Annotated in this window: 18 protein-coding genes and 4 pseudogenes; 15 read left to right on the plus strand and 7 right to left on the minus strand. The window is 75.7% G+C overall.

All coding sequences use genetic code 11. The annotated features are described in order from the left end of the window. Window positions 1-78: 78 nt before the first annotated feature. Window positions 79-645 carry a dienelactone hydrolase family protein gene (locus OOK41_RS17330; protein ID WP_117669229.1) on the plus strand — a complete coding sequence of 189 codons (567 nt, stop codon included), beginning with the start codon at window positions 79-81 and terminating at the stop codon, window positions 643-645. Window positions 646-793: 148 nt separating this feature from the next. Here the strand turns inward: OOK41_RS17330 and OOK41_RS17335 are convergent, their stop codons facing one another. Then, on the minus strand, window positions 794-3,469 hold the full coding sequence (locus tag OOK41_RS17335) for an adenylate/guanylate cyclase domain-containing protein (protein ID WP_266265945.1): 2,676 nt from the start codon (window positions 3,467-3,469) through the stop codon (window positions 794-796). 188 nt (window positions 3,470-3,657) lie between these two features. Here OOK41_RS17335 and OOK41_RS17340 point away from each other — a divergent pair, with 188 nt between their 5' ends. The 3 genes from OOK41_RS17340 to OOK41_RS17350 all read left to right on the plus strand — a co-directional run bounded on the left by OOK41_RS17340 (window position 3,658) and on the right by OOK41_RS17350 (window position 10,074). Then, window positions 3,658-6,585: a helix-turn-helix transcriptional regulator gene (locus OOK41_RS17340; RefSeq protein WP_266265946.1), complete on the plus strand. Its 2,928-nt coding sequence runs from the start codon at window positions 3,658-3,660 to the stop codon at window positions 6,583-6,585. Between the two features lie 125 nt (window positions 6,586-6,710). Continuing rightward, complete coding sequence (locus OOK41_RS17345) at window positions 6,711-7,481, plus strand: DUF5995 family protein (protein ID WP_117669227.1); 771 nt, start codon at window positions 6,711-6,713, stop codon at window positions 7,479-7,481. A gap of 403 nt (window positions 7,482-7,884) precedes the next feature. After that, a complete protein-coding gene (locus OOK41_RS17350; protein WP_266265947.1) occupies window positions 7,885-10,074 on the plus strand; it encodes an amino acid transporter in 2,190 nt (729 codons plus the stop codon). Window positions 10,075-10,149: 75 nt separating this feature from the next. On the opposite strand, the gene OOK41_RS17355 is transcribed toward OOK41_RS17350, so the two are convergent. The 5 genes and pseudogenes from OOK41_RS17355 to OOK41_RS17375 form a co-directional block, all read right to left on the minus strand. Further along, window positions 10,150-10,359 (minus strand): hypothetical protein, encoded by a 210-nt coding sequence (locus OOK41_RS17355; protein ID WP_117669226.1) that lies wholly within the window; start codon window positions 10,357-10,359, stop codon window positions 10,150-10,152. Between the two features lie 304 nt (window positions 10,360-10,663). Then, a pseudogene (locus OOK41_RS17360) lies at window positions 10,664-10,912 on the minus strand (helix-hairpin-helix domain-containing protein); the annotation flags it as partial. A 1,216-nt stretch (window positions 10,913-12,128) separates the two neighbouring features. Then, a complete protein-coding gene (locus tag OOK41_RS17365) occupies window positions 12,129-13,478 on the minus strand; it encodes an NAD(P)/FAD-dependent oxidoreductase (RefSeq protein WP_266265948.1) in 1,350 nt (449 codons plus the stop codon). Between the two features lie 15 nt (window positions 13,479-13,493). After that, window positions 13,494-13,844, minus strand: a complete 351-nt coding sequence (locus tag OOK41_RS17370; RefSeq protein WP_117669224.1) for a TcmI family type II polyketide cyclase — start codon at window positions 13,842-13,844, stop codon at window positions 13,494-13,496. A 122-nt stretch (window positions 13,845-13,966) separates the two neighbouring features. Next, window positions 13,967-14,779 (minus strand): BTAD domain-containing putative transcriptional regulator, encoded by an 813-nt coding sequence (locus OOK41_RS17375; protein ID WP_266265949.1) that lies wholly within the window; start codon window positions 14,777-14,779, stop codon window positions 13,967-13,969. A 424-nt stretch (window positions 14,780-15,203) separates the two neighbouring features. Here OOK41_RS17375 and OOK41_RS17380 point away from each other — a divergent pair, with 424 nt between their 5' ends. From OOK41_RS17380 to OOK41_RS17420, 10 genes and pseudogenes are all read left to right on the plus strand, one after another. Beyond that, on the plus strand, window positions 15,204-15,437 hold the full coding sequence (locus OOK41_RS17380; RefSeq protein WP_266265950.1) for a hypothetical protein: 234 nt from the start codon (window positions 15,204-15,206) through the stop codon (window positions 15,435-15,437). Further along, window positions 15,434-16,228: pseudogene (gene accD, locus OOK41_RS31920) on the plus strand (acetyl-CoA carboxylase, carboxyltransferase subunit beta); the annotation flags it as partial. The gene OOK41_RS17380 and the pseudogene accD, both read left to right, overlap by 4 nt. A 270-nt stretch (window positions 16,229-16,498) precedes the next feature. Then, window positions 16,499-17,311: pseudogene (locus tag OOK41_RS31925) on the plus strand (acetyl-CoA carboxylase carboxyltransferase subunit alpha); the annotation flags it as partial. An 11-nt stretch (window positions 17,312-17,322) separates the two neighbouring features. Next, window positions 17,323-17,760: an acetyl-CoA carboxylase biotin carboxyl carrier protein gene (gene accB, locus OOK41_RS17390; RefSeq protein WP_266267856.1), complete on the plus strand. Its 438-nt coding sequence runs from the start codon at window positions 17,323-17,325 to the stop codon at window positions 17,758-17,760. A 13-nt stretch (window positions 17,761-17,773) separates the two neighbouring features. After that, window positions 17,774-19,114 (plus strand): annotated as a pseudogene (locus OOK41_RS17395) (acetyl/propionyl/methylcrotonyl-CoA carboxylase subunit alpha); the annotation flags it as partial. Between the two features lie 278 nt (window positions 19,115-19,392). Beyond that, a complete protein-coding gene (locus OOK41_RS17400) occupies window positions 19,393-20,121 on the plus strand; it encodes an SRPBCC family protein (protein WP_117669220.1) in 729 nt (242 codons plus the stop codon). Next, window positions 20,114-20,548: a cupin domain-containing protein gene (locus tag OOK41_RS17405; protein WP_266265952.1), complete on the plus strand. Its 435-nt coding sequence runs from the start codon at window positions 20,114-20,116 to the stop codon at window positions 20,546-20,548. The genes OOK41_RS17400 and OOK41_RS17405 overlap by 8 nt, the downstream gene beginning before the upstream one ends. Beyond that, window positions 20,545-21,819, plus strand: a complete 1,275-nt coding sequence (locus tag OOK41_RS17410; RefSeq protein WP_266265953.1) for a beta-ketoacyl synthase — start codon at window positions 20,545-20,547, stop codon at window positions 21,817-21,819. Before OOK41_RS17405 ends, OOK41_RS17410 begins: the two co-directional genes overlap by 4 nt. Beyond that, window positions 21,816-23,105, plus strand: a complete 1,290-nt coding sequence (locus OOK41_RS17415; protein ID WP_266265954.1) for a beta-ketoacyl synthase N-terminal-like domain-containing protein — start codon at window positions 21,816-21,818, stop codon at window positions 23,103-23,105. Before OOK41_RS17410 ends, OOK41_RS17415 begins: the two co-directional genes overlap by 4 nt. Further along, the gene (locus tag OOK41_RS17420; RefSeq protein WP_266265955.1) at window positions 23,102-23,422 is read left to right on the plus strand and encodes an antibiotic biosynthesis monooxygenase; all 321 of its coding nucleotides are present in this window, start codon (window positions 23,102-23,104) and stop codon (window positions 23,420-23,422) included. The genes OOK41_RS17415 and OOK41_RS17420 overlap by 4 nt, the downstream gene beginning before the upstream one ends. A gap of 51 nt (window positions 23,423-23,473) precedes the next feature. On the opposite strand, the gene OOK41_RS17425 is transcribed toward OOK41_RS17420, so the two are convergent. After that, window positions 23,474-24,043 (minus strand): hypothetical protein, encoded by a 570-nt coding sequence (locus OOK41_RS17425; protein WP_266265956.1) that lies wholly within the window; start codon window positions 24,041-24,043, stop codon window positions 23,474-23,476. Between the two features lie 463 nt (window positions 24,044-24,506). Here OOK41_RS17425 and OOK41_RS17430 point away from each other — a divergent pair, with 463 nt between their 5' ends. Beyond that, entirely contained in the window at window positions 24,507-25,907 is a 1,401-nt protein-coding gene (locus tag OOK41_RS17430) for a class I adenylate-forming enzyme family protein (protein ID WP_266265957.1), read from the plus strand. Window positions 25,908-25,913: the final 6 nt, after the last annotated feature.

The following is a 25,913-nucleotide window of genomic DNA, read 5'->3' on the forward strand; positions in this document are numbered from 1 at the left end:
GGGGCTGACGCCTCCCACCGGGCCGGCGGGCAGCGCCCACCGTCGGTGGATGTCGGACCCGTGGGTCAGGATGGTGGGATGAGTCAGATCGCGCTGTTCCACTCCGTCTACGGCCTGCGCCCGGCGGTGCTGGCCGCCGCCGACCGGCTCCGCGCCGCCGGGCACCGGGTCGTCACCCCCGACCTGTACGGGGAGCCCGCCGCCGACACCGTCGAGGCGGGGTTCGCCCTGCTCGACAAGGTCGGCAAGCAGACCGTGCTCGACCGGGCCCGGGTTGCCGTGGCCGACCTGCCGCCCGACACGGTCCTGGCCGGCTTCTCCTTCGGCGTCTGGGTGGCCGCCGAACTGCTCGCCGAGCGCCCCGACGCCGCCGCCCTGCTCCTGCTGCACGGCATCGCCGGCCCGCCGGAGACGGTCCGGCCCGGCCTGCCGGTGCAACTGCACCTCGCCGATCCCGACGAGTACGAGCCGCAGGACGAGGTCGACGCGTGGCAGCGGGCGATGACCGCCGCCGGCGCCGACCTCTCGGTGTACCGCTACCCGGGCCCGGGTCACCTCTTCACCGACCCGGGCGTCCCTGATCACGACCCGGCCGCCGCCGAGCTGACCTGGGAACGCGTGCTCGCCTTCCTCGACGGTCGCTGACGCCCGGGACGGATCGGTGGCGGTGACCGACTCGGGTGGTCCCGGCACAGCCGGCGACAGCGGGCCACCCAGCCGAACGTCCTCTTCCCGGTGCCAGGGCTTCCGGGATCGATGACCTCAGGTGGTCGATCGGTTGCGCAACACTTCCTCAGGCCGCCACCGCCAGGTGAGCCGGGCCGGTCCCCGGGGCCGGGCGGCCTGCCCCCGTCGGGCCCGTCGCCACGGTCCGAACCGTCGTCCGTCCGGCCGCCGCCTGTCCGGTCGGTGTCCGGCGCATCGTCGTCCGGACGGTCGCCGCGCCACCGGCCGGAGCCGTGCCGGTTGCGGTCCGTCCGGTCGTCGCCGCGCCGGTCGTCGTGCGCCCGGGGGCGCCCGGCGCGGTCGTCGCCCCGTCGCCCGGCCCGGCACCGGTCCGGTCGGCGCTTCCCGTCCGGTCCACCGGATCCGCCGACCTGGCTGCCCCGTCGGGCGCCGCCGGCACCAGCGCCCGCTCCCGCAGACGGACGACCGGCGCCCAGCGGTCCTGGGGCGGGCCGGCGTCGCCGGGACCGGGCCGATCGGGCCGGGCCGGCCGGCCGTCCCCCGGTTCGCGCCGGATCTCCCGCGCCGGCCGGCCGGCCGGCGTCGCCGGGCCGCCCGACGCGCGGGAACAGGGCGCTGGCGAGTCGGCGACCGAGAGGTGTGGGCCCCCGGTCGTGCCGGGCGGACCGGCGACCGCGCGGCGGGGGCCGACGGCCGGGGCGGGTGGACCGGCGACCGCGAGCCGCGAAGTCCCCGCCGCGCCGCGCGGGCCGGCGATCGTGAGGCGTGGACCCCTGGGCGGGCCGGCGGGCGAGGACCGCGGCGTATCCAGGGCCGGGCCGGCGGGCGCGGGGCGGGCAGCCACGGCGGGGCCGGGCAGCGCGGTGCGGACCAGCCGGGCGGCTGGCGACCGCCCCGTCCGCACCGGCGGGCCGCCCCGACGGCGGGGCGGGGGCGCGCCGATCGGGTGGACAGGTGCCCCGCTGGCCGGTCGCGCCGGGCCCGTCGGGTGACCCGGGACCGCCTCGGCCCGCCCAGCCGCGCCGACCGGCCGAGACGCCAGGTGCGGCCCGGCCGGGACCGCCCGGTCGGCCCGCCGGGCGATCTCGGTCCGTACCGACCTGGGCAGCCGGTCGTGCGCGACCCGGCGCAGCGCCGGATCGGCGACGGACCAGCCGCCCTGGGCGGCGCGCCGCAGCAGGCCGCGCCCGGCGAGCCGGCGCAGGACCGGCTCGGCCCGCCCCGGCGCCCAGCCGACCGCCCGGTCCACCGTCGCGGCGGGGACCGCCGGCCCCAGGGCGGCGACCACCATCGTCGCGGCCCGCTCCGCGCCGTCGCAGGCGTCCAGCCGGACGCCGGCGCTCGCGCGCACCCGGTCCGGCAGCGCCGCCGCCGGGTCCGCCCCCTCGGTGACCCGCCGCGCGTACGCCTCGGCTGCCCCGGGCAGGCCGCCGACCAGGGGCAGCAGCCGCGCCGCCAGCGCCGTCGGCCGGCCGGCCCGGGCGAGTAGTTGGCGCAGCAGCCGTCCGGTCTCCACCTGGGACAGCGGCGGCAGCGGCACCTCGGTGCGCCGGTCGGCCGGCCCCGGCCGGGTGTCGGCCCGCTCCGGACGGTGGGTGGTCACCACCGCCAGCGGCAGCCCCCGCGCGACGGCCGCCGCGAACAGGCCGCGCAGGAACCGGGTCACCGTCGGGGCGGCGCGGTCCAGGTCGTCCACCGCCACCACCAGGGGCTGCACGGCGGCCTGACGCAGCAGCAGCCACTGCCAGACCACCGCGCCGGCCGGGAACGACCCGTCCAGCAACCCTTCCAGGGCCACGGCCGTGGACAGCGCCCGCACCGGCGGCACCAGGCCGTCCACCGCCGCCAGCAGCCGCCGGCGGACGGTGGCCGGCGGGTCCTCGGCGCGTACGCCGGCGAACGCGCGCAGCAGGTCGGCCACGGGTCCGACCGGTCGCTGCGGGCACGGCGGGCAGGCGACCACGCACCAGCGCACCGGGGTCCCGTCGACGGCGCCGACGGCCTGGCGCAGCTCGTGCAGCATCCGGCTGCGCCCGCTGCCGTCCGGGCCGACCAGCGACACCCAGCGCGGGTTGCGTTCGCGTACCGCCCGCAGCACCTGGTCCCGTGCGGTGGCCAGCGGGCGGCGCCGGCCGACCAGCCGGCCACGGTGGCCGACCTGCTCGGGGCGGGCCGGGCCGGCGGCGATCGAGACGTCCATCGGCCGGGGCTTGCCGGCGACGGTCAGCGGGGGCAGCGCGCGGTAGGTGATCAGGCCGGCGGTGGCGCGCCGGGTGGCCGCGCAGACGACGACGGCGCCGGGCGGTGCGTGCTCCTGGAGGCGGGCGGCGGCGGTGATCACCGCGCCGCTGGCCGTGCCGTGTGCGCCGTCGCGCACCGCGGCGACGTCCACCAGCGCCTCGCCGGTGGCGACCCCGACCCGGGTGCGCAGGGCCGCCACGCCGGGCAGCGTCCGCCCGTCCAGCGCGCGCTGGATCTCCAGCCCGGCCCGCACCGCCCGGTACGCGTCGAAGCCGTCGGACTCCCGGGCCCCGAACAGGGCCATCACGGCGTCGCCGACGTACTTCTCGACCACGCCGCCCCACCGGGCCAGCACCCCGGCGACGGTGTCGAAGTACGCGCGTTGCAGGGCCCGGACCTCCTCCGGGTCCAGCCGGTCGACCAGCGCGGTCGAGCCGACGATGTCGGCGAAGAGCACGCTGACCGTCCGCCGCTCCTCCGGCACGGGCCAGTCCGCCGGTGCCGTGACCTGCGCTCCCGTGACGATCGTGGACATTGGCATCGCACCGTCCTTCCCCCCGTTTGGTGCCTGACGACCCCAGGAGACTCCCACCACCGGTAGGTCGGGGGATCGGCAGAACGACGTATGTCGGCCCCCCGCAACCTTTAGTCGCAATGTCGACGCGAGGCGTACGAGTGGCGGCAAAGACCCGTAGAACGGTCCGGGGACCTGTGACTAGGCTGCGAGCCATGGCCAGCGATGTGGACACCGCGCCGCTCGTCGGCCGTGCCGGCCAGGTGGCGACGCTGCGGTCCGCGCTGCTCGACGACGTCGGGCCGGGACAGACGGCGGCGGTCTTCCTCACGGGCGAGAGCGGGGTGGGCAAGACCCGGCTGTTGCGTGAGGTGGGCGACGGGCTGCGTGCGGCCGGCGCACTGGTGCTCACCGGCGCGTGCCTCGACATCGGCGACGCCTCCCCGCTGCACCCCCTGTTGCAGGCGCTGCGCCGGTTCGACGCGGACCTGACCGCCTCGCACGCCCGGACGGCGTCGGCGGTGCGCGGGCTGTTGCAGATGTTCGCCGAGGAGACCGGCGGCCCGGACGGCGCGGGGGCCCTGCTGGAGCGGGTGTCGCGGGGGCTGCACCTGGTGGCCCAGGGCCGGCCGCTGGTGCTCGTGCTCGATGACCTTCAGTGGGTCGACCGGAGCACCCGGCAGTTGCTGCTCTACCTGCTCGCCGGGCTGGGCGACCTGCAACTGTCGGTGTTGGCGGCGGTGCGGGCCGAGTCGTTGCAGGGCGCGCACCCGCTGCGCCGGGTGCTGACCGAGCTGCGCCGGCTGCGGTCGGTGCGGGTGCTCGACCTGGCCCCGCTGGGCCGGGCGGACACCGAGCGGTTGGCGGCGGAGATCGTGGGCGGGCCGCTGGGCGCGGAGACGGCGGAGTCGGTGTGGCAGCGCAGCGGCGGCAACCCGTTCGTGGTCGAGGAGTTGGCGCGGGACCTGCGCGAGGGCCGGGACGGGCTGTCGGACACCCTGCGGGAGGTGTTCCTGGCCCGGGTGGACGCCCTGCCCGAGCCCGCGCACGCGGTGGTGCACGCGGTGGCCGTCGGGGTGGAGCCGGTGGCGCACTGGTTGCTGGCCGAGGTGACCCGGTTGCCGGAGGAGGAGCTGATCGATGCGGTCCGGGCGGCGGTGGCGCACCGGTTGCTGGTCGGCGACGACGACGGGTACCGGCTGCGGCACCGGTTGGTCGCCGAGGTGCTGGCCCACGAACTGCTGCCCGCCGAGCGGTCGGCCCTGCACCGCCGGTACGCGGAGGCGCTGACCTCGGTTCCGGCGGAGCTGCACCAGGCCCGGCTGGCGCACCACTGGCGGCTGGCCGGCGAGCCCGCCCGCGCCCTGCCGGCGGCGGTGGCCGCCGCTGGGGAGGCGGAGCGGCTGCACGGCTACGCCGAGGCCCACCGGCACTGGTCGGTGGCCCTCCAACTGGCCGACGCCCCGGCCACCGGGACGTCTGTGGTGGACGGCAGTCTCGACGTCGACCGCGCGGACCTGCTGCGGCACGCCGCCGAAGCGGCGCACCACTGCGGCGAGCACGCCCGGGCGCTGGCCCTGCTGGAGGAGCTGGCCACCGCCGACGGCGCGCCCCCGGTCTGCGCGCTGCACATCCGTCGGGCCCGCTACCTGGCCGCGGCCGGCCGGTCCGCCCCGGCGGAGGCGGAGTACCGGCGGGCCCTCGCGGCGGCTGACTGCACCTCCCGGGAGCGGGCCGCCGCCGCCGCGCACCTGGCCGAGCTGTTGCTGCACCTGGGCCGGTACGCCGACGCCGGCGACCGGGCCCGGGAGGCCCTGGAGCTGGCCGCCGAGGTCGACGGGTCGGTCTCCGAGGTCGTTCTGGCCAGCATGGCGCTGGGGTTCAGCGAGGCGTACCTGGAGGACCCGGACGCCGGGCTGGCGGTCATGCGCGAGGCCCTGGCCACCGCCGAGCGGTCCGGCCGCCCGGAGGACGTGGCGTGCGCGTACCTGCACCTGGCGGAGCTGCTCACCGGCCCGCTGAACATCCTGGAGGAGGGCGTCGTGGTGGCCCGCCGGGGCGCCGAGCGGGTCGCCGAGCTGGGGCTGGGCCGCACGTACGAGACCCGGCTGCTGGCCATCGCCACCAACGGGCTGTTCCGGGTCGGGCAGTGGGCCGAGGCGGAGAAGGTGGTCGCGGCGGCGCTGCGGCACCGCCCCTCCGGCGCGGACGCCGTGGAGCTGCTGCTGGCCCGCTGCCGGCTCTGGGTGGGCTACGGCGACATCGAGGCCGCCGACCGGGACCTGGAGGCGGTCGCCACGGTGCTGGCCGGCGGCGGCGCCCGGCACGTCATCCCGCTGCTCACCCTGCGTGCCGGCCTGGCGATGTGGCAGGGCCGGCACGACCTGGCCCGCCAGGCGGTGCAGCGGGGCCTGACCGAGAGCCGCTCCGACGACGTGGGCATCCTCGCCGCGCTGGTCTGGCACGGGCTGCGGGCCGAGGCCGAGGCGTACGCGTCCCGCACGGTGCCGGTCGACCGGACGGCGGTACGCCGGCTGCGCGAGGTGGCCGAGCGGGTGGCCCGCAAGAGCGAGCACGCCGTCCGCTCGGTGCGCGACGTGGTCGACGGGTTCCTGGCGCTGTGCGACGCCGAGCTGAGCCGCCTGGACGGGAACAGCGACCCGGCGCTGTGGGCGCGCTCGGTGACCGAGTGGGAGCGGCGCCACCACCCGTACCCGGCGGCGTACTCGCGGCTGCGGCAGGCGGAGGCGCTGCTGGCCCGGCGCAGCCGTACGGCGACCGCCGGCAAGCTGCTGCGCCAGGCGTACCAGGTGGCCCAGGGCCTCGGCGCGGTGCCGCTGAGCACCGAGATCCGTACCCTGGCCAGCCGGGCCCGGGTGCCGCTGGAGGCGCACGGCACCTCGGTCGAGGGCCGGTCCCCGGCCGACGCCGAGCCGGCCGGCACCGAGTTGGCGGCGCTCACCGCCCGGGAGCGCGAGGTCCTCGCCGCGGTGGCCGAGGGGCTGACCAACAAGGAGATCGGCCAGCGGCTGTTCATCAGCGAGCGGACCATCGGCGTGCACGTCTCGCACATCTTCGACAAGCTCCAGGTCCGTACCCGGGTGCAGGCCAGCGCGATCTTCCTACGCAACCGTCCCGAGTAGGCGCCGACGTACGTCGGTCGGTTGCGTATACGTCGTTCTACTGATCCGCCGCACGGTCCCGGCTGAAAGGCTGTGCTCCGACGTCGGCGGCACGGGGGGGTGCCCCGGACCACAGTGGAGGAGACATGGACGAACCGGTCTGGGGCCCCGTACACCAGGACATCGTCGGCCTGCTGGCCGACCACCCGGCGGACGTGCCGGCGGTGGTCGACCACCTCACCAAGCTCCAGGACCTGCTGGTCCGGCTGCCTCCGCTGGAGCGGAGCTGTCCCCTCGCGGACTTCAACGAGCTCTACCTGACCATCACCACCAGCGTGCTCAACGGCCTGTACGACGACCGCTTCGCCGACCCGGTCTTCCTGGCCCGGCTCGACGTGGAGTTCGCCGCCCGCTACTTCGACGCGCTGCGGTACTGGACCGAGTCGAGCCCGGTCACGCCGCGGGCCTGGTCGTGCCTGTTCCGGCGGATGCGCGGCCCGGACGCCCGGCCACTGCCCTCGGCGGCGGCCGGGGTGAACGCCCACATCAACTACGACCTGCCGTTCGCCCTGGTGACCACGTTCGACAGCCTGGAGTCCGAGCCGGTCGACGGCAGCGAGCAGCACCACGACTACCTGGAGATCAACCAGATCTTCGCGGAGCGGATCCCGGAGCTGCGCCGGGGCTACCTGGACAACTGGCAGCTCATGATCGACATGCTCAACGGCGACATCGACGACTGGTACCAGGGCGAGTTGGTGGAGTACACCCGGAACGTGGCCTGGCGCAACGCGCAGAAGATCTGGCGCTGCCGGCACGATCCGGAGGCCCGCGAGTGTGAGCGCGAACGGCTGGACGACAACGCCGCCGCGCTCGGCCGGCTGCTGCTGTCGCCCCTCGGGGCGTTCCTGCAGTAGCCGGGACGGGGGGTCCCCGCGCTGCCGGGGGGAGCGCGGGGGCATCCCCATGTCCCGGGCCGGATGGCGGGATGACGACCGGCGAACCCCTGCCCGGCAACGCCACCGCCGGGGTCGACCGGGTCGGCGACACCCTCCGGCGCCCGGCCGGACCGTGGGCCGACACGGTCGACGCGCTGCTGACCCACCCGTGCGGTGCCGGGTTCCCGGTGGCCCCGCCCGCTGGGCCGCGACGACCGGGGCCACCGGGTGCTGGAGTACGTCCCCGGGCGAGGTCGACGGTCCCGCCGGCACGTACCCGCCGGGTCCGCCGCGCCGTTGCGCCGGCCTTCCTCACCGTTCCGGCGGGCGGCGCCGCCGGCACCGCCTACCGTCGGAGCAGGGCGTGGAGGGGTGGCGTGGCATGGCGGAGCGGTGGGACGGCGCGCGGCCGAGGCGGGGCCGGGAGCACCGGCGTGCGCCGGCCCCGGGCCGGAGCCCTCGCGAGCCCCGGGGCCCGTCGGGCGACGGGGACGCCGGCCGGGACCCGGGTCGGTCGGATCGGGGCGGCCGGGAGCCGAGCCCGGCCGCGCGGGCCGCCCGGGACCCGCGCCTGGGCGGGCACGGCGGCCCCGGCCCGGGGGCCATCCCGGCGTGCGTCGAGCGTCCCGCCCCCCGGGAGGAGCCCGCGGGCCCGCTGCGCCGCTGGCTGTTCCAGCACCTGGTGCAGCCGGTCGGGCCGGAGACCGGGGAGGCGCAGGCGAAGACCCACTCCTGGTGGCAGGTGATGTGCCTGACCGGGGTGGACTACTTCTCCACCCTGTCGTACCTCCCCGGCATCGCGGCGCTCGCCGCCGGGGCGTTGTCCCCGCTGGCCACGCTGCTGATCGTGGCGCTGACCCTGTTCGGGATGCTGCCGATGTACCGGCGGGTCGCCGGGGAGAGCCCGCACGGGCAGGGCTCGGTGGCGATGCTGGAGCGGCTGCTGCCGTTCTGGCGCGGCAAGATCTTCGTCCTCGTCCTGCTCGGCTTCGTCGCCACCTCGTGGATCATCACGATCACCCTGTCGGCCGCCGACGCCACCGTCCACCTGTTGGAGAACCCGTACCTGCCGGCGTCCGCCCCGCACGGCGCCCTTGCGGCGGTGACGGTGACCGTGGTGCTGCTGCTCGTCCTGGGCGGGGTGTTCCTGATGGGGTTCAGCGAGGCGGTGACCGTGGCCATCCCGCTGGTCGTGGTGTTCCTCGGGCTGAACGCGGTGATCGTCGTGGCGGGGCTGGCGCAGATCGCCGCCGACCCGGGCACGGTGGGCGACTGGGCCACCGCGCTGACCGCCCGGGGCACCGGGTTCGCCGACGTGGTCGGCCCGGCGGTGCTGGCCTTCCCGCTGCTGGTGCTGGGACTCTCCGGCTTCGAGACCGGGGTGAGCATGATGCCGCTGGTACGCGGGAACGGCCCGGACGCCGCCCGGCGCCTGGCCGCCCGGATCCGCAACACCCGCCGGCTGCTCGCCACCGCTGCGCTGATCATGTCGGTGTACCTGGTCGGCACCACCTTCGTCACCACCGTGCTGATCCCGGCGCGGGAGTTCCAGCCCGGCGGCGCGGCCAACGGGCGGGCGCTGGCCTGGCTGGCCCACGAGCGCCTCGGTGAGGGGTTCGGCACCGTCTACGACGTCAGCAGCGTGCTGATCCTCTGGTTCGCCGGCGCCTCCGCGATGGCCGGCCTGATCAACATCGTGCCGCGCTACCTGCCCTCGTACGGGATGGCCCCGGAGTGGGGCCGGGCGGTGCGCCCGGTGGTGATCGTCTACACGCTGATCAGCATCGCCATCACCGTCGCGTTCCGCGCCGACGTCAACGCCCAGGCCGGCGCGTACGCCACCGGCATCCTGGCGATGATGGTCTCCGGCGCGGTGGCGGTGACCATCGCGGCGGCCCGCGCCCGCCAGCGGACCGCCGCGGCCGGCTTCGCCGTGCTCACGGCGGTGCTGATCTACGCCCTGACCGAGAACGTGATCGAGAAGCCGGACGGGATCGCCATCTCCGGCATGTTCGTGGCCGGCATCGTCGCCGTCTCGCTGATCTCCCGGGTCACCCGCACCACCGAGCTGCGCGCCGAGCGGATCGAGTTCGACGACGCTGCCCGCCGGTTCGTCGCCGAGTCCCTGGCCCACGACGGCCGGCTGCACCTGATCGCCAACAGGCGCGACAGCGGCGCGGTCAAGGAGTACCGGGTCAAGGAACGCGCGCAGCGCGGCATGAACCCGGTCCCGGGAGCCGCCGACGTGCTGTTCCTGGAGATCGACGTGGTCGACCCGTCGGAGTTCAGCCGGGTGCTGCGGGTGCACGGGGTGGAGGCCGGCGGATACCGGGTGCTGCGGGCGGCGAGCCCCGCCGTGCCGAACGCGATCGCGGCGATCCTGCTCGCGTTGCGCGACGCCACCGGGGTGCGCCCGCACGCCCACTTCGAGTGGTCCGAGGGGAACCCCATCGCCCACCTGCTGCGGTACCTGATCCTCGGCCGTGGCGACACCCCGCCCGTGGTGCGGGAGATCATCCGCAAGTCCGAACCGGACCCGTCCCGCCGTCCGGGCATCCACGTCGGCGGCTGACGGCGGGCCGGGGGGACGGGCGGACATGCGACGGCCCGCGTCCCCGGGGTGGGGCGCGGGCCGGACACGGCGGGTCTACTTGGACGGTTCGGGAAGCTCGCAGTCGACCTTCGGGTTGGCGCCGATGTAGTTCAGCGGGCCGGCCACGATGGTCACCAGGATGGTGCCCGCCTCGGCGCAGTTGGTGTCGTCGCCTTTGTAGTAGCCACGCTGGCCTGCGGCGATCGCGCCGATGACGAGCCAGATGACAAGGATGATTCCCAAAATCGACGGGCCACGCCGCATGGCTTCCTCCCGGGTTGTGGTGGGTCGAGGTGAGCCCGTTGTACCCACCCGCGACGATCGGCTAAACGGCGTCCGAGGCAGACCCGGTGGGAGGGGTGTCCGAGTTCGGTCAGTGGCCGGGCCGACCGTTGCCGGGGCCCGCGGTGACCGTCAGCCGGAGGCGGCCAGGTTGCGCCGCCTCCGGCTGACTGAGGCTGAACATGGTGTCGGAAACCAGCGCGCCGTCGGCCGGGGTGCTGACGGCCGCCGGCCGGCGCCGCGCCGGCCGGCGGCCCCGCGTGGAGCCACCGCCCGGCGTCGCAGGTCAGGACGCGTCGTCGGCACCGACCGGCGCGGGGAGGACCCGGTCGGCCTCGGCCGGGGCGCCCGCGAGCACCTTGGCCTGCTGGGGCCAGCTGGCCAGGGCCGGCGCCGCGCGGAGGCCGGCGGCGCGGATGGTGTCCCGCAGCGCCGCCTCGTCCAGGTCGGCGAGCTGTTGGTAGGTGCGGATGCCGGCCGCCTGGAGCGCGGTGGCCATCTTCGGGCCGATGCCCTGGATGCGCCGGAAGTCGTCGGCGGTTCCGGCCCCGGCTGCCGGCGCGGGAACGGGGGCCGCGTCGGGGGTCGACGGGCTGGACCCGTCGACGTCGTCCCGGGATTCGACGTCGTCCCGGGCCTCGGCAGCGGGCGTCTCGGCGGCGGGCGTCTCGGCGGCGTCGCCGGGAACAGCGTGGGCCGGCTCGGCGTCGTCGGCGGCGGCCCGGGGTGCCGGCACGACGGGCTTGGCGGCTGCCGGGACCGGGGCCTCTTCAACCGCCGGAACCAGCGGCTCCTCAGCCGCGGGAGCCGGAGCCTCCTCAGCCGCGGGAGCCGCGACGGGAACGGCCTCGGCCGGAACGACCTCCTCGGCACCGACCTCGGCGGGCGTGGTCACGGCGGGAACGGTCTCGGTGGGGGCGGTCTCGGTGGGGGCGGTCTCGGTGGGGGCGGTCTCGGCCGGAGCCGCCTCCGCAGCCGTGGTCTCGACCGTGGCGGCTGCCGCGGGGACGGACTCGACCGGGATGTCCTCGACCGGGGCCGCCTCGGCGCGGGCCGGGGTGGTCGGCACGGCCGGGCTGGCCTCGTCGTCCGTCCGGGCCTCGCCGGCGGACAGGTCGGTCTTCGGCGTTGCGTTGTCGTCGGCGAAGACGGTCGGGTCGCTGTCGTCGAGGACCGCGCCCGGCCGGGTCGCGTCGGCGGTCTCCGGAGCGGGGCGGTCGACCACGGCGGCCGGGGCCACGGCCGGGGCGACGGTCGCCTCCGGCCGGTGCGCGTCGACGGTGGCCTCGGCGGCCGGGCCGGACACCACGGCCACCCCGGCGACGGGGTCGCCCGCCACGATGGGCGTACCGGTGGCCGGCGCGTCCTGCCGGCCGCGTAGCACCCATCCGGCCGCCGCACCCAGCAGCAGTGCCAGGATCACGATCAGCCATTGCCCGAAAGTCGACGGCACGGCAAACCTCCCTCTTGTGAGCGTGATTGGTGAAAAGTCGCGAGAAAAATCCGTCGCAGCTTCGCACACGCGCCGGGCCGGCGACAGGGAGGTCCGTGCGGTTACAGCACTTGTGGGGTGTTTTGCACCGGGGGTGGCGGTGGGGTTACCGAACGTGGTGCGCGGGCGTCGCGTACCGCCCGCGTCGCCGGGCGGCGCCCGCCCCGCCGTCGCCGGCGTCCATCGGGGGCACCGGGACGGCTCCGGACGGCGGGTGGCCCCGGCACCGCCAGGCGGTGCCGGGGCCACGCCGGCTGGTTCAGTCGGCCTCGCCGCGGTAGGTGTAGAAGTCGTCGACGAACCTGCGGCGCAGCGCGGGCACCCGGCTGCTCACGCCGAAGTAGCTTCGTGCCCCGAGCAGCGCGAGCCGGCCGATCACCGGCCGGTACAGCGCGTCGTCGCCGCTGGTGCCGCTGCTGCGCAACGATTCGGCGACCCGGGCGAAGCCGTACGGGATCATCTCGGCCTCGTAGTCGGCGACGGCCTGCACCAGGGTCTTGTCGCCGGAGGCCGCCAGCCTGATCTGCCGGGTGAGCAGGGCGGCGTCGCGCAGGGCGGTGTTCGCGCCGACCCCACGGCCCGGGGTCATGCTGTGGATCGCGTCGCCGAGCAGGGTGACGGTGCTGCTCTTCCACGGTGCGACCGGCTCGGCGGTGGACACCTTGACCGGCAGGGCGCTGCCCGGGTCGCAGCGGGCCAGCAGCTCGCGCAGTCGCGGATGCCAGCCGCGGGTGAGTTCCTGGGCGACCTCGACCAGTTCGCCGCCCCGCCGCCGCATGATGTCGGCGGGGAACCGGCGGGTGGCGCTCCACACGATGAGGTTGATGTTGTCGCGGGTGGTGTCGTGGCGCAGGCCCGGCCAGCGGCGCAACAGCGCGGTGTCGGCGGCGCCGACCCCGGGCTTGATCTCGCCGTGGCGGTCCCACTTGAACTCCATCACGTGCAGCACACCCATCATTCCACCGGCGCCGAAGATCAGCGAGATGCCCTGCTGGAGGCGCTGCGGGATCAGCTCGCGGGTGTGCTCGGTCAGTGGGATCCGGGTGGCGATGTTGATCGTCCCGGCGTCCCGGCTGGCGGCGTGCGGCAGGTACTGGCGGCGGACCGCGGAGTGCGTGCCGTCCGCGGCCACCAGCAGGTCGCCGGTGGCGCTGCTGCCGTCGGCGAAGTGGGCGGTGACGGTGCCGTCGTCGCGTTGTTCGTACCGGGTGAACGTCCGGCCGAAGTGGACGACGTCCTCCAGGCCGGTGAGCAGCACCTGGCGCAGGGTCATCCGGGCGACGGAGCGTTCGGTGTCGACCGGGTCGGTGTCCGGTCGCAGCTCGAACGACGCGGTCTGGCGCAGTCGCTCGGTGATGACGTTGAAGTAGCGGGGGGCGCGGGCGCAGGTGACGACGAAGGTGTCGAACAGCTCCGGCGGCAGGCACTCGCGCAGCGCCCTGCTGCCGGAGGGGCTGATGCCGACGCGGTAGCCGAGCAGCCCGTCGGCGCGGGTGGTGTGTCGTTCGTACACCGAGACGGAGAGGCCGGCCCGGCGCAGCCCGTGGGCCAGGCACAGGCCGCCGGTGCCGGCCCCGATGACCAGTACGTGTGGACCCTTGGCGGACACGGGGCCGGCTCCGGGTCAGCCGGCCGTGCGGGTGGTGCTGACCGACGGGGTGGCGTCCCAGTTGTAGAAGCAGCCGGCCATCGCGTCGCGCGGTGAGCGCCACGTCGGCAGGTACGGCGAGGTGTGCGCGGAGAGCCGCTCGTTGACCTGGAGGTACAGCGGGTGGTTGCGCGCCTCGGCCAGGGCGTCGGGGTCGACGTCCTCGGTCTCCATCAGGTGTACGCACAGGTCGTGCAGGCAGTACAGGGAGCGGTGCCGGACCCCGGTGAGGCCCGGCAGCTCCGTCGCGTCGGCTTCGGCGAAGATCTGCGCCACCCGGCCTTCCGCGCCGGGGATGATTCGGCTGACGATCAGTAGACGACTCATGGGACCCCTCCCGCCGGTGGTGCTCCTGGATCACGGTCGGGTGACCATGTGCACCGTTGCCGCCCACCCTGCCGGCCGTCCTGTCACGTTGCCGTCACGGTCCGTGCGCAAGTGGTGACGGGTCAGCGCGGGCGGGGGCCGGTGCGGGGGGCCGGCTCGCGGCGCGGCTCGGGCGCGGCCGGCCGGGTGGCCTGCCGGATCGGCGCCAGCGTGTCGTGCAGCAGGGCGGACATCGCCGGGGACGGCTCCAGGCGCAGCTCCCGCAGCAGCATGTCGCGGTAGGCGTAGAAGGCGTGCACGGCCTCGAACACGTTGCCCTCGGCGAGGTGGATGCGGACCACCAGCCGGTGCGGGGTCTCGCGCAGTGGTTCCGCCGCCATCGCCTCCAGCGCGGCCTCCAGAGCCTCCCCGTGCCGGCCCGCCGCGATGTGGTTGCGGGCCATCTGTTCCAGCATGTGCAGCCGTAGCTGGCGCAGCCGTTCCCGGTCCAGCAGCACCCAGTCGTCGTACCAGCCGGGCAGCAGGTCGTGCCGGCCGGCGGTGCGGGCGGCGCTGGTGGTGCCCGGGTCGTCGCCGTCGCGCACCCGGGCGGCGGTGGTGGTCAGCTCGTCGACGTCGAGCCGGACGCGGGGGTGCAGGCGTGCGGTGTCACCGGTGGTGACCAGCGGGCAGCACGGGTCCTGGCGCAGCCGCCAGAGCGCGGTCCGCAGGGAGGACAGGGCGCGCTCCTCGGGCGCCTCGGGCCAGAGCAGGCCGGCGAGGTGGCTGCGGGTTGCGCCGGGGCGCAGCCCGATCAGCGCGAGGACCCGTTGCAGCCCGCGGGGCACGACGACCGGGGTCCCGTCGTGCAGCAGGCGGAAGCCGCCGAGCAGGTGCAGCGAGACCGATGGGGAGGGATCGTCCTGCCTGGTCGGCGTGGGCGGATCAGCGGTCACGGCGGCACCCCCTGCACCGGACCTCGTCCGGACTGTCGTGTGTCCCGGCGCGGCGTACCCGGGACGCCACTGTCGCCGGTGGCTCCACAAGGCACCGGGCCGAGCGCCGCGACCGCCGGGCTGGCCCTCTCGGAGGTTAACCCTACCGATTACGGTGAGTCAACATGGTGTCTGGGAAGGTTGGAGCCGTGCCGCCTGGTTGACAGCTTCTCAACTGCGAAAACTTGTCGCCACCGTCAGGTGGCTCAAAGGTCCGGCATGGATTGTTCACAGCTTGCATCAACGCATCGTCACCACAGATCGTGTCCGGTCGGCGTTCGGTGGTGACGCCGCCGTGACGGTGGCACGCGCACCGTGACGGCAGTCGTCCCGCGTGACGGACGGGCCAGGCCACGCCCGCCACGCGCCCTAGGGAGGCACGTCCATGGATCATTCGATGATCGTCGCCCAGGTGGTCCCGACCACCGTCGAGCAGTGCGCCAGGGTCTTCGCCGGGCCCGGCGCGACGGAGCTGCCGCGCCCGGCCGAGGGCCGGCACCGGTCGCCGTGCCCGCCGTACGACCGCCAGGTCCGGCCGGGGGAGACCGGGCGGCCGGGGCGGGCACCGGTGGCGGGCTGCTGCCACCGCGGGGACCCGGCAGCCGGGCGGCGGTCGTGACCGCCACGGTCGGTCGCGGCGAGCAACTCTGGTCGCGCTGCGACGGGTGCGCCGCCCTGCTCTACCGCAAGCGGCTGCGGCGCAACCTGGACGTCTGCCCGGAGTGCGGCTCGCACGTCCGGCTCGGCGCGCCGGAGCGGCTGCGTCAGCTGGTGGACCCGTCCTCCTTCGTCGTCCTGCCGGACCGTCCGGACGATGTGGACCCGATCGGTTTCGTCGACGTGCTGCCGTACCCGCACCGGCTGGTGGCGGCCCGGTCCGGCACCGGCCTGACCGAGGCCGTGGTCTGCGGCACGGCCACGATCGGGGGCCACCCGGTGGCGCTGGCGGTGATGGACTTCCGGTTCCTCGGCGGCAGCCTGGGCTGCGTGGTCGGCGAGCTGATCACCCGTGCCGCCGAGCGGGCGCTGGCCGACGGCGTCCCGTTGGTGCTGGTCACCGCCTCCGGCGGGGCGCGGATGCAGGAGGGCGCCCTGTCGCTGATGCAGATGGCCACGGTGAGCCAGGCGGTGGCGGCGCTGCGCGAGGCGGGGCTGCTGACGGTGAGCGTGCTGACCGACCCGACGTACGGGGGCGTGGCGGCGTCGTTCGCCACCAACACCGACGTGGTGCTGGCCGAGAGCGGCGCGCGGATGGGCTTCGCCGGCCCCCGGGTGATCCGCCAGATCACCCGGCGGGCCCTGCCCGAGGGGTTCCAGACCGCCGAGTTCCTGCTGCGGCACGGCCAGGTCGACATGGTGGTGCAGCGGCGGTCCCTGCGGGCGCGGCTGCTGGCGCTGCTCGCGGCGGCCCACTGCGCCCGCGCGGAGCGGCGGGCGACGGACCGGCGGCCGGTGTGCCGGCCGGAGGCCGGGCAGTTGGTGCTCCGCCAGCCCGCCGCCGGGCCGGCCGGCCACGTCCGTGTCGGGCTCGCCGTCACGGCGGGCCGGGCCACGAGCGAGATGCCGTCCGGCCGCGCCGGGGCAGACGCGCCGGCTGGCCGGCTCGCCGGCGCGCCGGCAGGTCGGGTCGACGAGGGTCGGGTCGACGGGGACCTGGCCGGCGCGGGCGATCCGTGGGACACGGTGCGGACGGCCCGCCACCCGGGCCGACCGACCACCCTGGACTACCTCGGCACCGCGTTCGACGGCTTCGTCGAGCTGCACGGCGACCGGCTGGGCGCCGACTGCCCGGCCGTGGTCGGCGGGCTGGCCCGGCTCGGCGACCGGCACGTGATGGTCATCGGCCACCAGAAGGGGCACAACACCGCCGAACTCGTCGCCCGCAACTTCGGGATGGCCAGCCCCGCCGGGCACCGCAAGGCGCTGCGGCTGATGCGGCTCGCCGCCCGGCTGGGCCTGCCGGTGGTCACCCTCGTCGACACCCCCGGGGCGGACCCCGGGATACGTGCCGAGGAGCAGGGGCAGGCGGCGGCCATCGCCGAGAACATCCTCACCCTGAGCAGCCTGCCGGTGCCGGTGGTCGCGGTGGTCACCGGCGAGGGCGGCAGTGGTGGGGCGCTGGCCCTCGCGGTCGCCGACCGGGTGCTGATGCTCCAGCACGCGGTCTACTCGGTGATCAGCCCCGAGGGGTGTGCCGCGATCCTCTGGCCGGACAGCTCCGCGGCCCCGCAGGCGGCCCGGGCGCTGCGGCTGACGGCGCCGGACCTGTGCGCGCTCGGCATCGCCGACGACATCGTGGCGGAGCCGGCGCCGGCGGCCCACGCGGACCCGGAGGCCGCCGGGGAACTGCTGCGCCGTGCGGTGCTGGCGAACCTGGCCCCGCTGCTCGACGTGCCGCCCGCGACGTTGGTACGCCGCCGCCGGCAGCGGTTCCGCCGGTACGGCGCGGCCCGGTCCGGCAGCCTGGGCGTCACGGTGGGGGGCACCCGGTGAGCGCCGAGGCGATGCCCGACGACGTGGTGCTGGCGGGGCTGCGCCGGCACGCCCGGGACCTCGTCGCCGAGCTGGCCGGCCCGGTGCGCCGGGTGCGGCTGAGCAGCGGGCAGGCCGCCCTGGAGGTGGAGTGGCACGGGACGGTGGAGCGGACGTCCGTCCCGCCCGCCCCGCGCGCCGAGCCCGCGCCGCAGGGCGGGGAGACCGACCGCGCCGTCGTGCGGTCGCCGGTCGTCGGCACGTTCTACCGCGCGCCGGAACCCGGCGCCGCGCCGTTCGTCGCGGTCGGGGACCTGGTCCGCGCCGGTCAGGTGGTGGGGATCGTCGAGGCGATGAAGCTGATGAACGAGGTCACGGCCGACCGGGCCGGCCGGGTGACGGCGGTGCTCGCCGACGACGCGGCGCCGGTGGAGTACGACCAGCCGCTGGTCGCGCTGGAACCAGCCTAGGTCGGGTGGGGAGATGTTCGAGAAGGTACTGATCGCCAACCGGGGCGAGATCGCGCTGCGGGTGCTGCGGGCCTGCCGGGAGCTGGGCGTGCGCACGGTGGCCGTCTACTCCAGCGCCGACGCCGACTCCGCGGTCGTGCGGCTGGCCGACGAGGCGGTCCGGATCGGGCCGGCGGACGCCCGGCGCAGCTACCTCAACGCGGCGGCGATCGTCGAGGCGGCCCGGCGCACCGGGGCGCAGGCCGTGCACCCGGGCTACGGGTTCCTCTCCGAGGACGCCGACTTCGCCGAGATCTGCGCCGACAACGGACTCACGTTCATCGGCCCGCCGCCGCACGTGATGTCCGCGCTGGCGGACAAGGCCACCGCGCGGGCGTGGATGCGCCGGGCCGGGCTGCCGCTGCCCCCGGGCAGCGTGGAGACCCTGCCGACGGCGCAGCGGGCCGTCGAGGTCGCCGCCGAGGTCGGCTACCCGGTGATCGTGAAGGCCGCCGCCGGCGGCGGCGGGCGCGGCATGACCGTGGTACGCACCCCGGGCGACCTGCCCCGGGCGTACGCGCGGACCCGGGCCGCCGCCCAGGCCGCCTTCGGCGACGACCGGGTGTACGTCGAGCGGTACCTGACCGACGCGCGGCACGTCGAGGTGCAGGTGCTCTGCGACGGCGACGGCAACGGCGTGCACCTGGGCACCCGGGACTGCTCGGTGCAGCGGCGGCACCAGAAGCTGGTGGAGGAGGCGCCCGCCCCGTCGCTGCCGGCGGCCGTCGCGGACAGCATCGCGCGGACCGCGTTGCGGGGTGTGCTGGAGGTCGGCTTCACCGGCGCCGGCACGGTCGAGTTCCTGGTGGACGACGCCGACCGGTTCCACTTCCTGGAGATCAACTGCCGGATCCAGGTGGAGCACCCGGTCACCGAGATGATCACCGGGATCGACCTGGTGCACGAGCAGTTGCACATCGCCGCCGGGACGCCGCTGCGGCTGCGGCAGTCCGACGTCCGCCCGCACGGGGTCGCGGTGGAGTGCCGGGTCAACGTGGAGGACCCGGACCGCGGGTTCGCGCCCACCCCCGGCCGGCTGGACCGGTTCCACCCGCCCGGGGGGCCGTTCACCCGGGTGGACACCCACGGCCGACCCGGCTACGTCGTCGGCCCCCACTACGACTCCCTGCTGGCCAAGGTCGCCGTGTGGGCGCCGGAGCGGGGGCTGGCGCTGGACCGCCTGGACCGGGCGCTCGACGAGTTCGACATCGGCGGGCCGGGCGTGCGGACCACCATCCCCTTCGTCCGGCGGGTGCTCGACGACGCCGCCTTCCGCGCGGGTCGCTACTCGACCGGCCTGGTCGAGCGGCTGCTGTGCGCCGCCGATCCGGCCGGCGGCGCCACGGCAACCGGCGCCCCCGCCCGGGGAGCCGACGGCGCCGCGCCCGCAGCGGGTGCCACCACCGGCGCCGGCACCCACGCCGCCGCGACCGGAGTCCCGCGAGCCGGGGGCACCGCGACCGTGGCCCCGGCCGGGCTCCGCCCGCGCGTTCCGGGTGCCCCCGCCGCACCGGCCGGTGGGGGAACACCCGCCGTCGCCACCGCCGTCGCCGACGGCGCCGCGCCGTCCGGCCCCGACCAGAGGAGAAACTGATGACCGTCACGCACGGGCGACCGTTGACCGCCGAGATCACCGACATCCTGGTGGCGCACTGTGGCCTGGACGCCGAGGCCGCGGCCCGGGAACCGGCCGCGTCCCTGGAGGACCTCGGCATGGACTCGCTCGCCCTGCTCGAACTGTCGGCCGTGCTCGCCGACCGCTACCGGGTGCGCATCCCGGAGGAGGCCGGGCGGCTGAGCATCGACGCCGTCGCCGACCTGGTCGCCCGGGAGACCGACCCGCCCGGGCACACCGAGAACAGCATCGTCATCGCCGCGCCCCTGCCGCTGGTCTGGAAGCTGACCAACGACGTGGCGAACTGGCCGGACCTGTTCACCGAGTACGCCGCGGTGGACATCCTCGAACGTGACGGTCGCACCGTCCGGTTCCGGCTGACCATGCACCCGGACGAGAACGGCACGGTGTGGAGCTGGGTCAGCGAACGCACCACCGACTGGGAGAACCGCGAGGTGCGGGCGCACCGGGTGGAGACCGGCCCGTTCGAGTACATGCGGATCCGCTGGCACTACGACACCGAGCCCGACGGCACCCGGATGACCTGGGTGCAGGACTTCGCGATGCGCCCGCAGGCGCCGTTGGACAACGCCGGGATGACCGCGCGGATCAACGCCAACAGCCGGGTCCAGCTCGCGGTGATCAAGGAACGGATCGAGCGGGCGGCCGGAACCCGCTCCACCAGCACGGGAGGCGACGATGAGTGAGACCACCGACCAGCGGACCACGGCGGGCACACCGGCGCACCGGCCCGTCGCCGGCCGGGACGTGCCGGCCGACCGGCGCCGCGGCGGCGAGCTGCGGGTGCTGCTCGGCCCGAAGACGGTCGGCAGCACCTCCGGGTTCATGGGGGTGGCGGTGCTGGCCCCGGGGGAGCGGATCGCCGAGCACTACCACCCCTACAGCGAGGAGTTCCTGTACGTGACGCGCGGGGCGATCACCGTCGACCTGGACGGCCGGCCGGTGCCGCTGGCCGCCGGTGAGTCCCTGTTCGTGCCGGTCAACGTCCGCCACCGGCTGCGCAACACCGGCACCGAGCCGGCCGAGGTGGTGTTCCACCTGGGCCCGCTCGCGCCCCGCCCGGAGCTCGGCCACGTCGACACCGAACTGGTCGAACAGCGGGGCGTGTCGTGACCGCGCGCCGCACGGTGGTGACCGGCATCGGGGTGGTCGCCCCGGGCGGCGTGACCCGGGACCGGTTCTGGAAGACGATCACCGAGGGGCGGACGGCGACGCGGCGGATCAGTTTCTTCGACCCGTCGCCGTTCCGCTCCCGGATCGCCGCCGAGTGCGACTTCGACCCGGTCGCCGCCGGGCTCACCGAGGCCGAGCGGCGCCGTGCCGACCGGTACGTGCAGTTCGCCCTCGCGTGCTCGATCGAGGCGGTCGCCGACAGCGGGCTGGAGCTGACCGATGCCGAGCGGGACCGCGCCGGGGTGGTGCTCGGCACCGCCGTCGGCGGCACCATGGCGCTGGAACAGGAGTACGTCGCCGTCAGCGACTCCGGCAGCCGCTGGCTCGTCGACCACGCGCGCGGCGGGCCGTACCTGTACCAGGCCCTGATCCCCAGCAGCCTGGCCGCCGACGTGGCCTGCCGGCACGGGCTGCACGGCCCGGCGCAGGTGATCTCCACCGGCTGCACCTCCGGCATCGACGCCATCGGGTACGCCCACCAGCTCATCGCCGACGGCGAGGCCGACATCGTGCTGGCCGGGGCGGCCGACTCGCCGATCTCCCCGGTCACCGTCGCCTCCTTCGACGCGATCAAGGCGACCAGCCCCGACAACGACGACCCGGCGCACGCCTCGCGCCCGTTCGACGCCGACCGGCACGGGTTCGTCCTCGCCGAGGGCGCGGCGGTGCTGGTGCTGGAGGAGTACGGGCACGCCCGCCGCCGGGGCGCGCACGTCTACTGCGAGCTGGCCGGGTACGCCAGCCGCAGCAACGGCTACCACATGACCGGGCTGCGCCCGGACGGGCTGGAGATGGGGCTGGCCATCTCGGCCACCCTGAAGCAGGCCCGGCTGAACACCTCGCAGGTCTCCTACATCAGCGCGCACGGCTCGGGCACCCGGCAGAACGACCGGCACGAGACGGCGGCGTTCAAACGGGCCCTCGGCGAGGCCGCCCACCGGGTGCCGATTAGCTCCATCAAGTCGATGGTGGGGCACTCGCTCGGCGCGATCGGCTCCATCGAGATGGCCGCCTGCGCCCTGGCCGTCGAGTACGGGGTGGTGCCGCCGACGGCCAACTGGAGCACCCGCGACCCGGAGTGCGACCTGGACTACGTGCCGAACGTGGCGCGGGAGCTGCCGGTGGACGTGGCGCTGTCGGTGGGCAGCGGCTTCGGCGGCTTCCAGTCGGCGATGCTGTTCCGCCGGCTGTCACCGGCGGTGGCCGGGTGACCGCCCGGGCGGTGGTCACCGGCATCGGGGTGGTCGCCCCGAGCGGAGTCGGCGCAGACGCGCACTGGTCCACGGTGTCCACGCGGACCCGGCGCACCGGCCCGATCACCCTGTTCGACCCGGCGACCTACCCCACCCGGCTCGCCGGTGAGGTGCCCGGCTTCGAGGCGCTGACCTGGGCGGACAACCGCCGGTTGGTGCAGACCGACCGGTGGACCCACCTGGGGTTCGCGGCCACCCGGCTGGCGCTGGCCGACGCCGGGCTGCCCGAGCGGGCCCCCGATCCGTACGGGTACGCGGTCACCCTGGCCAGTTCCTCCGGCGGGAACCTGTTCGGCCAGCGGGAGCTGCAACGGCTCTGGGGCGGCCCGTCGCGCACCGTCGGGGCCTACCAGTCGATCGCCTGGTTCTACGCGGCCAGCGTCGGGCAGCTCTCCATCCACCACCAGTTCAAGGGCCCCTGCGGGGTGCTGGTCAGCGAGTCCGCCGGCGGGCTGGACAGCCTCGCGCACGCGGTGCGCACCGTGCGCCGGGGCACCCCGGTGGTGATCGCCGGGGCCACCGAGTGCCCACTGAGCCCGTACGCGCTGGCCTGCCAGCTACGTTCCGGGCTGCTCAGCACGGAGGCCGACCCGCGGCGGGCGTACCGGCCCTTCGACGCCGACGCCACCGGGTACGTCCCGGCGGAGGGCGGGGCGGTGTTCGTGGTGGAGGAACTGGGGCACGCCCTGGCCCGGGGCGCGCGGGTCTACGGGGAGGTCACCGGGTGGGGGGCCACCCACGATGCCGCGCACACCGGCCCCGACTCCGCGGGCGACCCCGCCCAGTACGCCCGGGCGATGCGGCTGGCCCTGGACCGGGCCGGGGTCGCCCCGGACGACGTGGACGTGGTGCTGCCCGACGCGCTGGGCACCCCCCGCCACGACCGGGCCGAGGCCGACGCGCTGCGCGCGGTGTTCGGGGCGCGTCCAGTCCCGGTGACCACCCAGAAGCCGCTGACCGGCCGGGCCCACCAGGGCGGGGCGGCGCTGGACGTGGCCACGGCGCTGCTCGCCTTCGCGCACGACACGCTGCCCGCCTCCGCCGGCCCGGACCGCCCCGCCGACGGCTGCGACCTGGACTTCCTGCGCGAGCCGCGCCGGCCCGCCTCCCGGGTGGCGCTCGTCGGCGCCCGCGGGTTCGACGGTTTCAACAGCGCGCTGGTGCTGCGCGGCGCGGCGGGCCGCCCGGCACCACAACCCCGCCGGGCGGCCGAGCCCGGCGTGACGAGAGGAGCGGACGGATGATCGAACAGCGGGCCCGGGTGGTGTTCCTGGTCCGGGTGCCGGACGAGCGCACGGGGGACTTCCTCCGCGCGTACCAGTCGATCCGGCACCTGGTCGCCGAGGGGACGCCGGGGCACCTGGTGGACCAGGTGTGCCGCTCGGCCGCCGACCCGGAGCAGTGGTTGATCACCAGCGAGTGGGTCAACCTGGCCGCGTTCGAGGCGTGGGAGCGCAGCGTGCAGCACCGGGACCTGGTCCAGCCGTTACGCGAGTGCTTCAGCGAGGAGGAGTTGTCGCTGCGCTTCCTGGTCTACGCGCAGACGCCCGCTCTGGCGTGATCGGAGCCCGCGCGGGACGGGCCGGAGGGCGTGGCCGAGACCGGCCCCGCCTCAGCTCGGGCACAGCTTTCCCTGGTGGGCGTCGTCCGGCACGAGTTCGCGTACGGCGTCGTCGGTGTTCGGGTCGGCCAGCAGCCCGCAGAGCCGGTCCAGCACGTCGTCGACGGAATGGTGGCGCGTGTCGGTCTGCGCCAGCCGGCGCAGCGGCGGCGGCTTCCCGGCCGCCGGCAGGGCGACGCCGATCGTGCTGTTGTCCAGCACCGCCACCGGCCCGTCCGGGCCCCGACCCAGGGGCACCGCCGCCCGCCACTCGCCGGAGTGGGTGCGGTGCTCGCCGGAGCGCGCCCCGTCGGGCAGCGACCACACGCTCACCTCGGGGGTGTAGCTGGTGGACAGGTTCCGGATGTCGCTGGCGGTGGCGCTGAGCACGTCGCGTCGCCAGGACAGCACCAGGGTCGACCCGGTCGCGTCCAGGGCGACGGCCCCGTTCCGTTCCTCCGGCCGCAGGTCGATCACCGGGCCCTTCGGGCGCAGCGAGGCGGTGTCCAGGACGCTCACCCGGGCGTTGTCGCCGGTCCGGTCCCGCGTGGTGACGGCGACCGTGCTCCAGTCCGCGCTCATCGCCACGTCGCTGATCTGGTCGACCAGGACCCTTCCAGAGGCGGACCAGAGCGGCCTCGATCGGGATGCGGCGCGTTTCGTCCACGGTCAACCCGTTCCCGTCGGTCGATCGGCAGGTGCCGGGCCGTCGGCGGCCCTCCGACCATCATGCCGGGTCCGCGTCGCCACGGGGCCGGGGCCGGGGCCGGGCAGGCTGCCGCCCCGGTGGGACCGCTTACCGGCGGGCAGGCTCGCGCCCCCGCCGGACGCTGGGCGTACGCGGGCAGGCTGCCGCCGGCCGCCGTGTCGCGGCCGATCCTGCCCCCCGAACCGGCCGACCGGCAATCGGGCCGGCCGACCTTTTTGATCTAGCCATTCGCATCTAGTAATGGTCTCGGCGGCTGCCGTAGTGTTCCGTCAGCACCCCGAAAGACGCACCACATTGGGCCGTTGTGCCCTTTTCGATGCTGGGCGGTAGACCACAGTGAGTATGGATCGTTCGGCAGAAGAATCTACAGTAGACGACGCTGCCTGGGTTGACGAAGTGTTGTTGGCCGGCCCGTCGACCGACGTTTGTTTCCGGCTGCCCGACCCGGTGGACCGGGGCACCCTGCGCCGGCTGGTCGGCGAGGCCCAGGCCCGGCTCGCCGGGGCCGGGCTGCGTCCCGGCGGGGCCGCCGCGCTGCGCCTGCCGCCGTCGCTGGCGTACGTGGTGAACCTGCTGGCCACCTGGCGCAGCGGCGCGCAGGCCATCCTGCTGGACCACCGGCTCACCGACCACGAGGTGGAGCGCGCCCTGGAGCGGCTCACCCCGCAGGTCGTGGTGACCCCGGTGCGCAGCGGCGCCGGCGCGCTGAAGATCTTCGTCGACGTGACCGAGGGCGTGACCCCCTACTCGGACCGGCCGGCCGGCAGCCCGCACGCGGTGATCCAGCTCAGCTCCGGCTCCACCGGACCGTCCAAGGTGATCGGCCGCCACGCCGCCTCGCTCGTCGCCGAGGTGCGCCGCTACACCCGGATCGACGGGGTCGCGCTGCCCGGGGAGCGGATCATCCTGCTGCCGTCCATGGTGCACGTGCTGGGCCTCGTCGGTGGACTGCTCTACGGCCTGCACGCCCGGATCACGCTGGTCCCGCCGGACCGGCTCAGCGGCGACGCGGTGCTCGCCGCCGTCGCCGCCGACGACAGCCCCGCCACCGTGCTCGGCGTCCCGTTCCACATCGGACTGCTGGCCTCCACCCGGCGGACCGGGCCGCTGCCGCAGCTCAAGCGGATGACCACCGGCGGCGAGCTGGTCCCGGCCGCCGTCGCCGCCGCGTTCACCGACCGGTTCGGGGTGCCGCTGGGCAACATGTACGGGATGACCGAGGTCGGGGTGATCGGCACCGATCTGCACGGGCGGCACCGCCCGTCGATCGTCCCCGCCCCCGGCATCGAGGTGCGTGAGTCCGCCGCCGGCGAGCTGTGGGTGAGCTGCGCGGAGTCGCCCTACGTCGGGCTCTCCGACCCGGACCGCTGGTCCGACGGCTGGCTGCACACCCGCGACGCCGGCACCGTCGATCCGGACACCGGTCTGGTGACCGTGCGCGGCCGGCTCGACTCCCAGGTGTCCGTCGGTGGGATGAAGGTCGACCTCACCGAGGTCGAGGCGACCCTCGCCGGGCTGCCCGGGGTCGACGCCGCCGTGGTGGTCTACGACGACGGCATCACCGCGTACGTGCAGCCGGACGGGCCGCTGTCGGAGGAGGTGCTGGAGAGGCTGATCGCCGAGCGGCTCGCGGGCTACAAGCGGCCCCGCACCCTGCACCTGCTCGACCGGCTGCCCCGCACCACCACGGGCAAGCTGGTCCGTTCGACCCAGGCGCTGCGGGCGGCGACGCCGTGACCGGCC

This window comes from Micromonospora sp. NBC_01655 (assembly GCF_026339755.1).
Taxonomy (GTDB): domain Bacteria; phylum Actinomycetota; class Actinomycetes; order Mycobacteriales; family Micromonosporaceae; genus Micromonospora.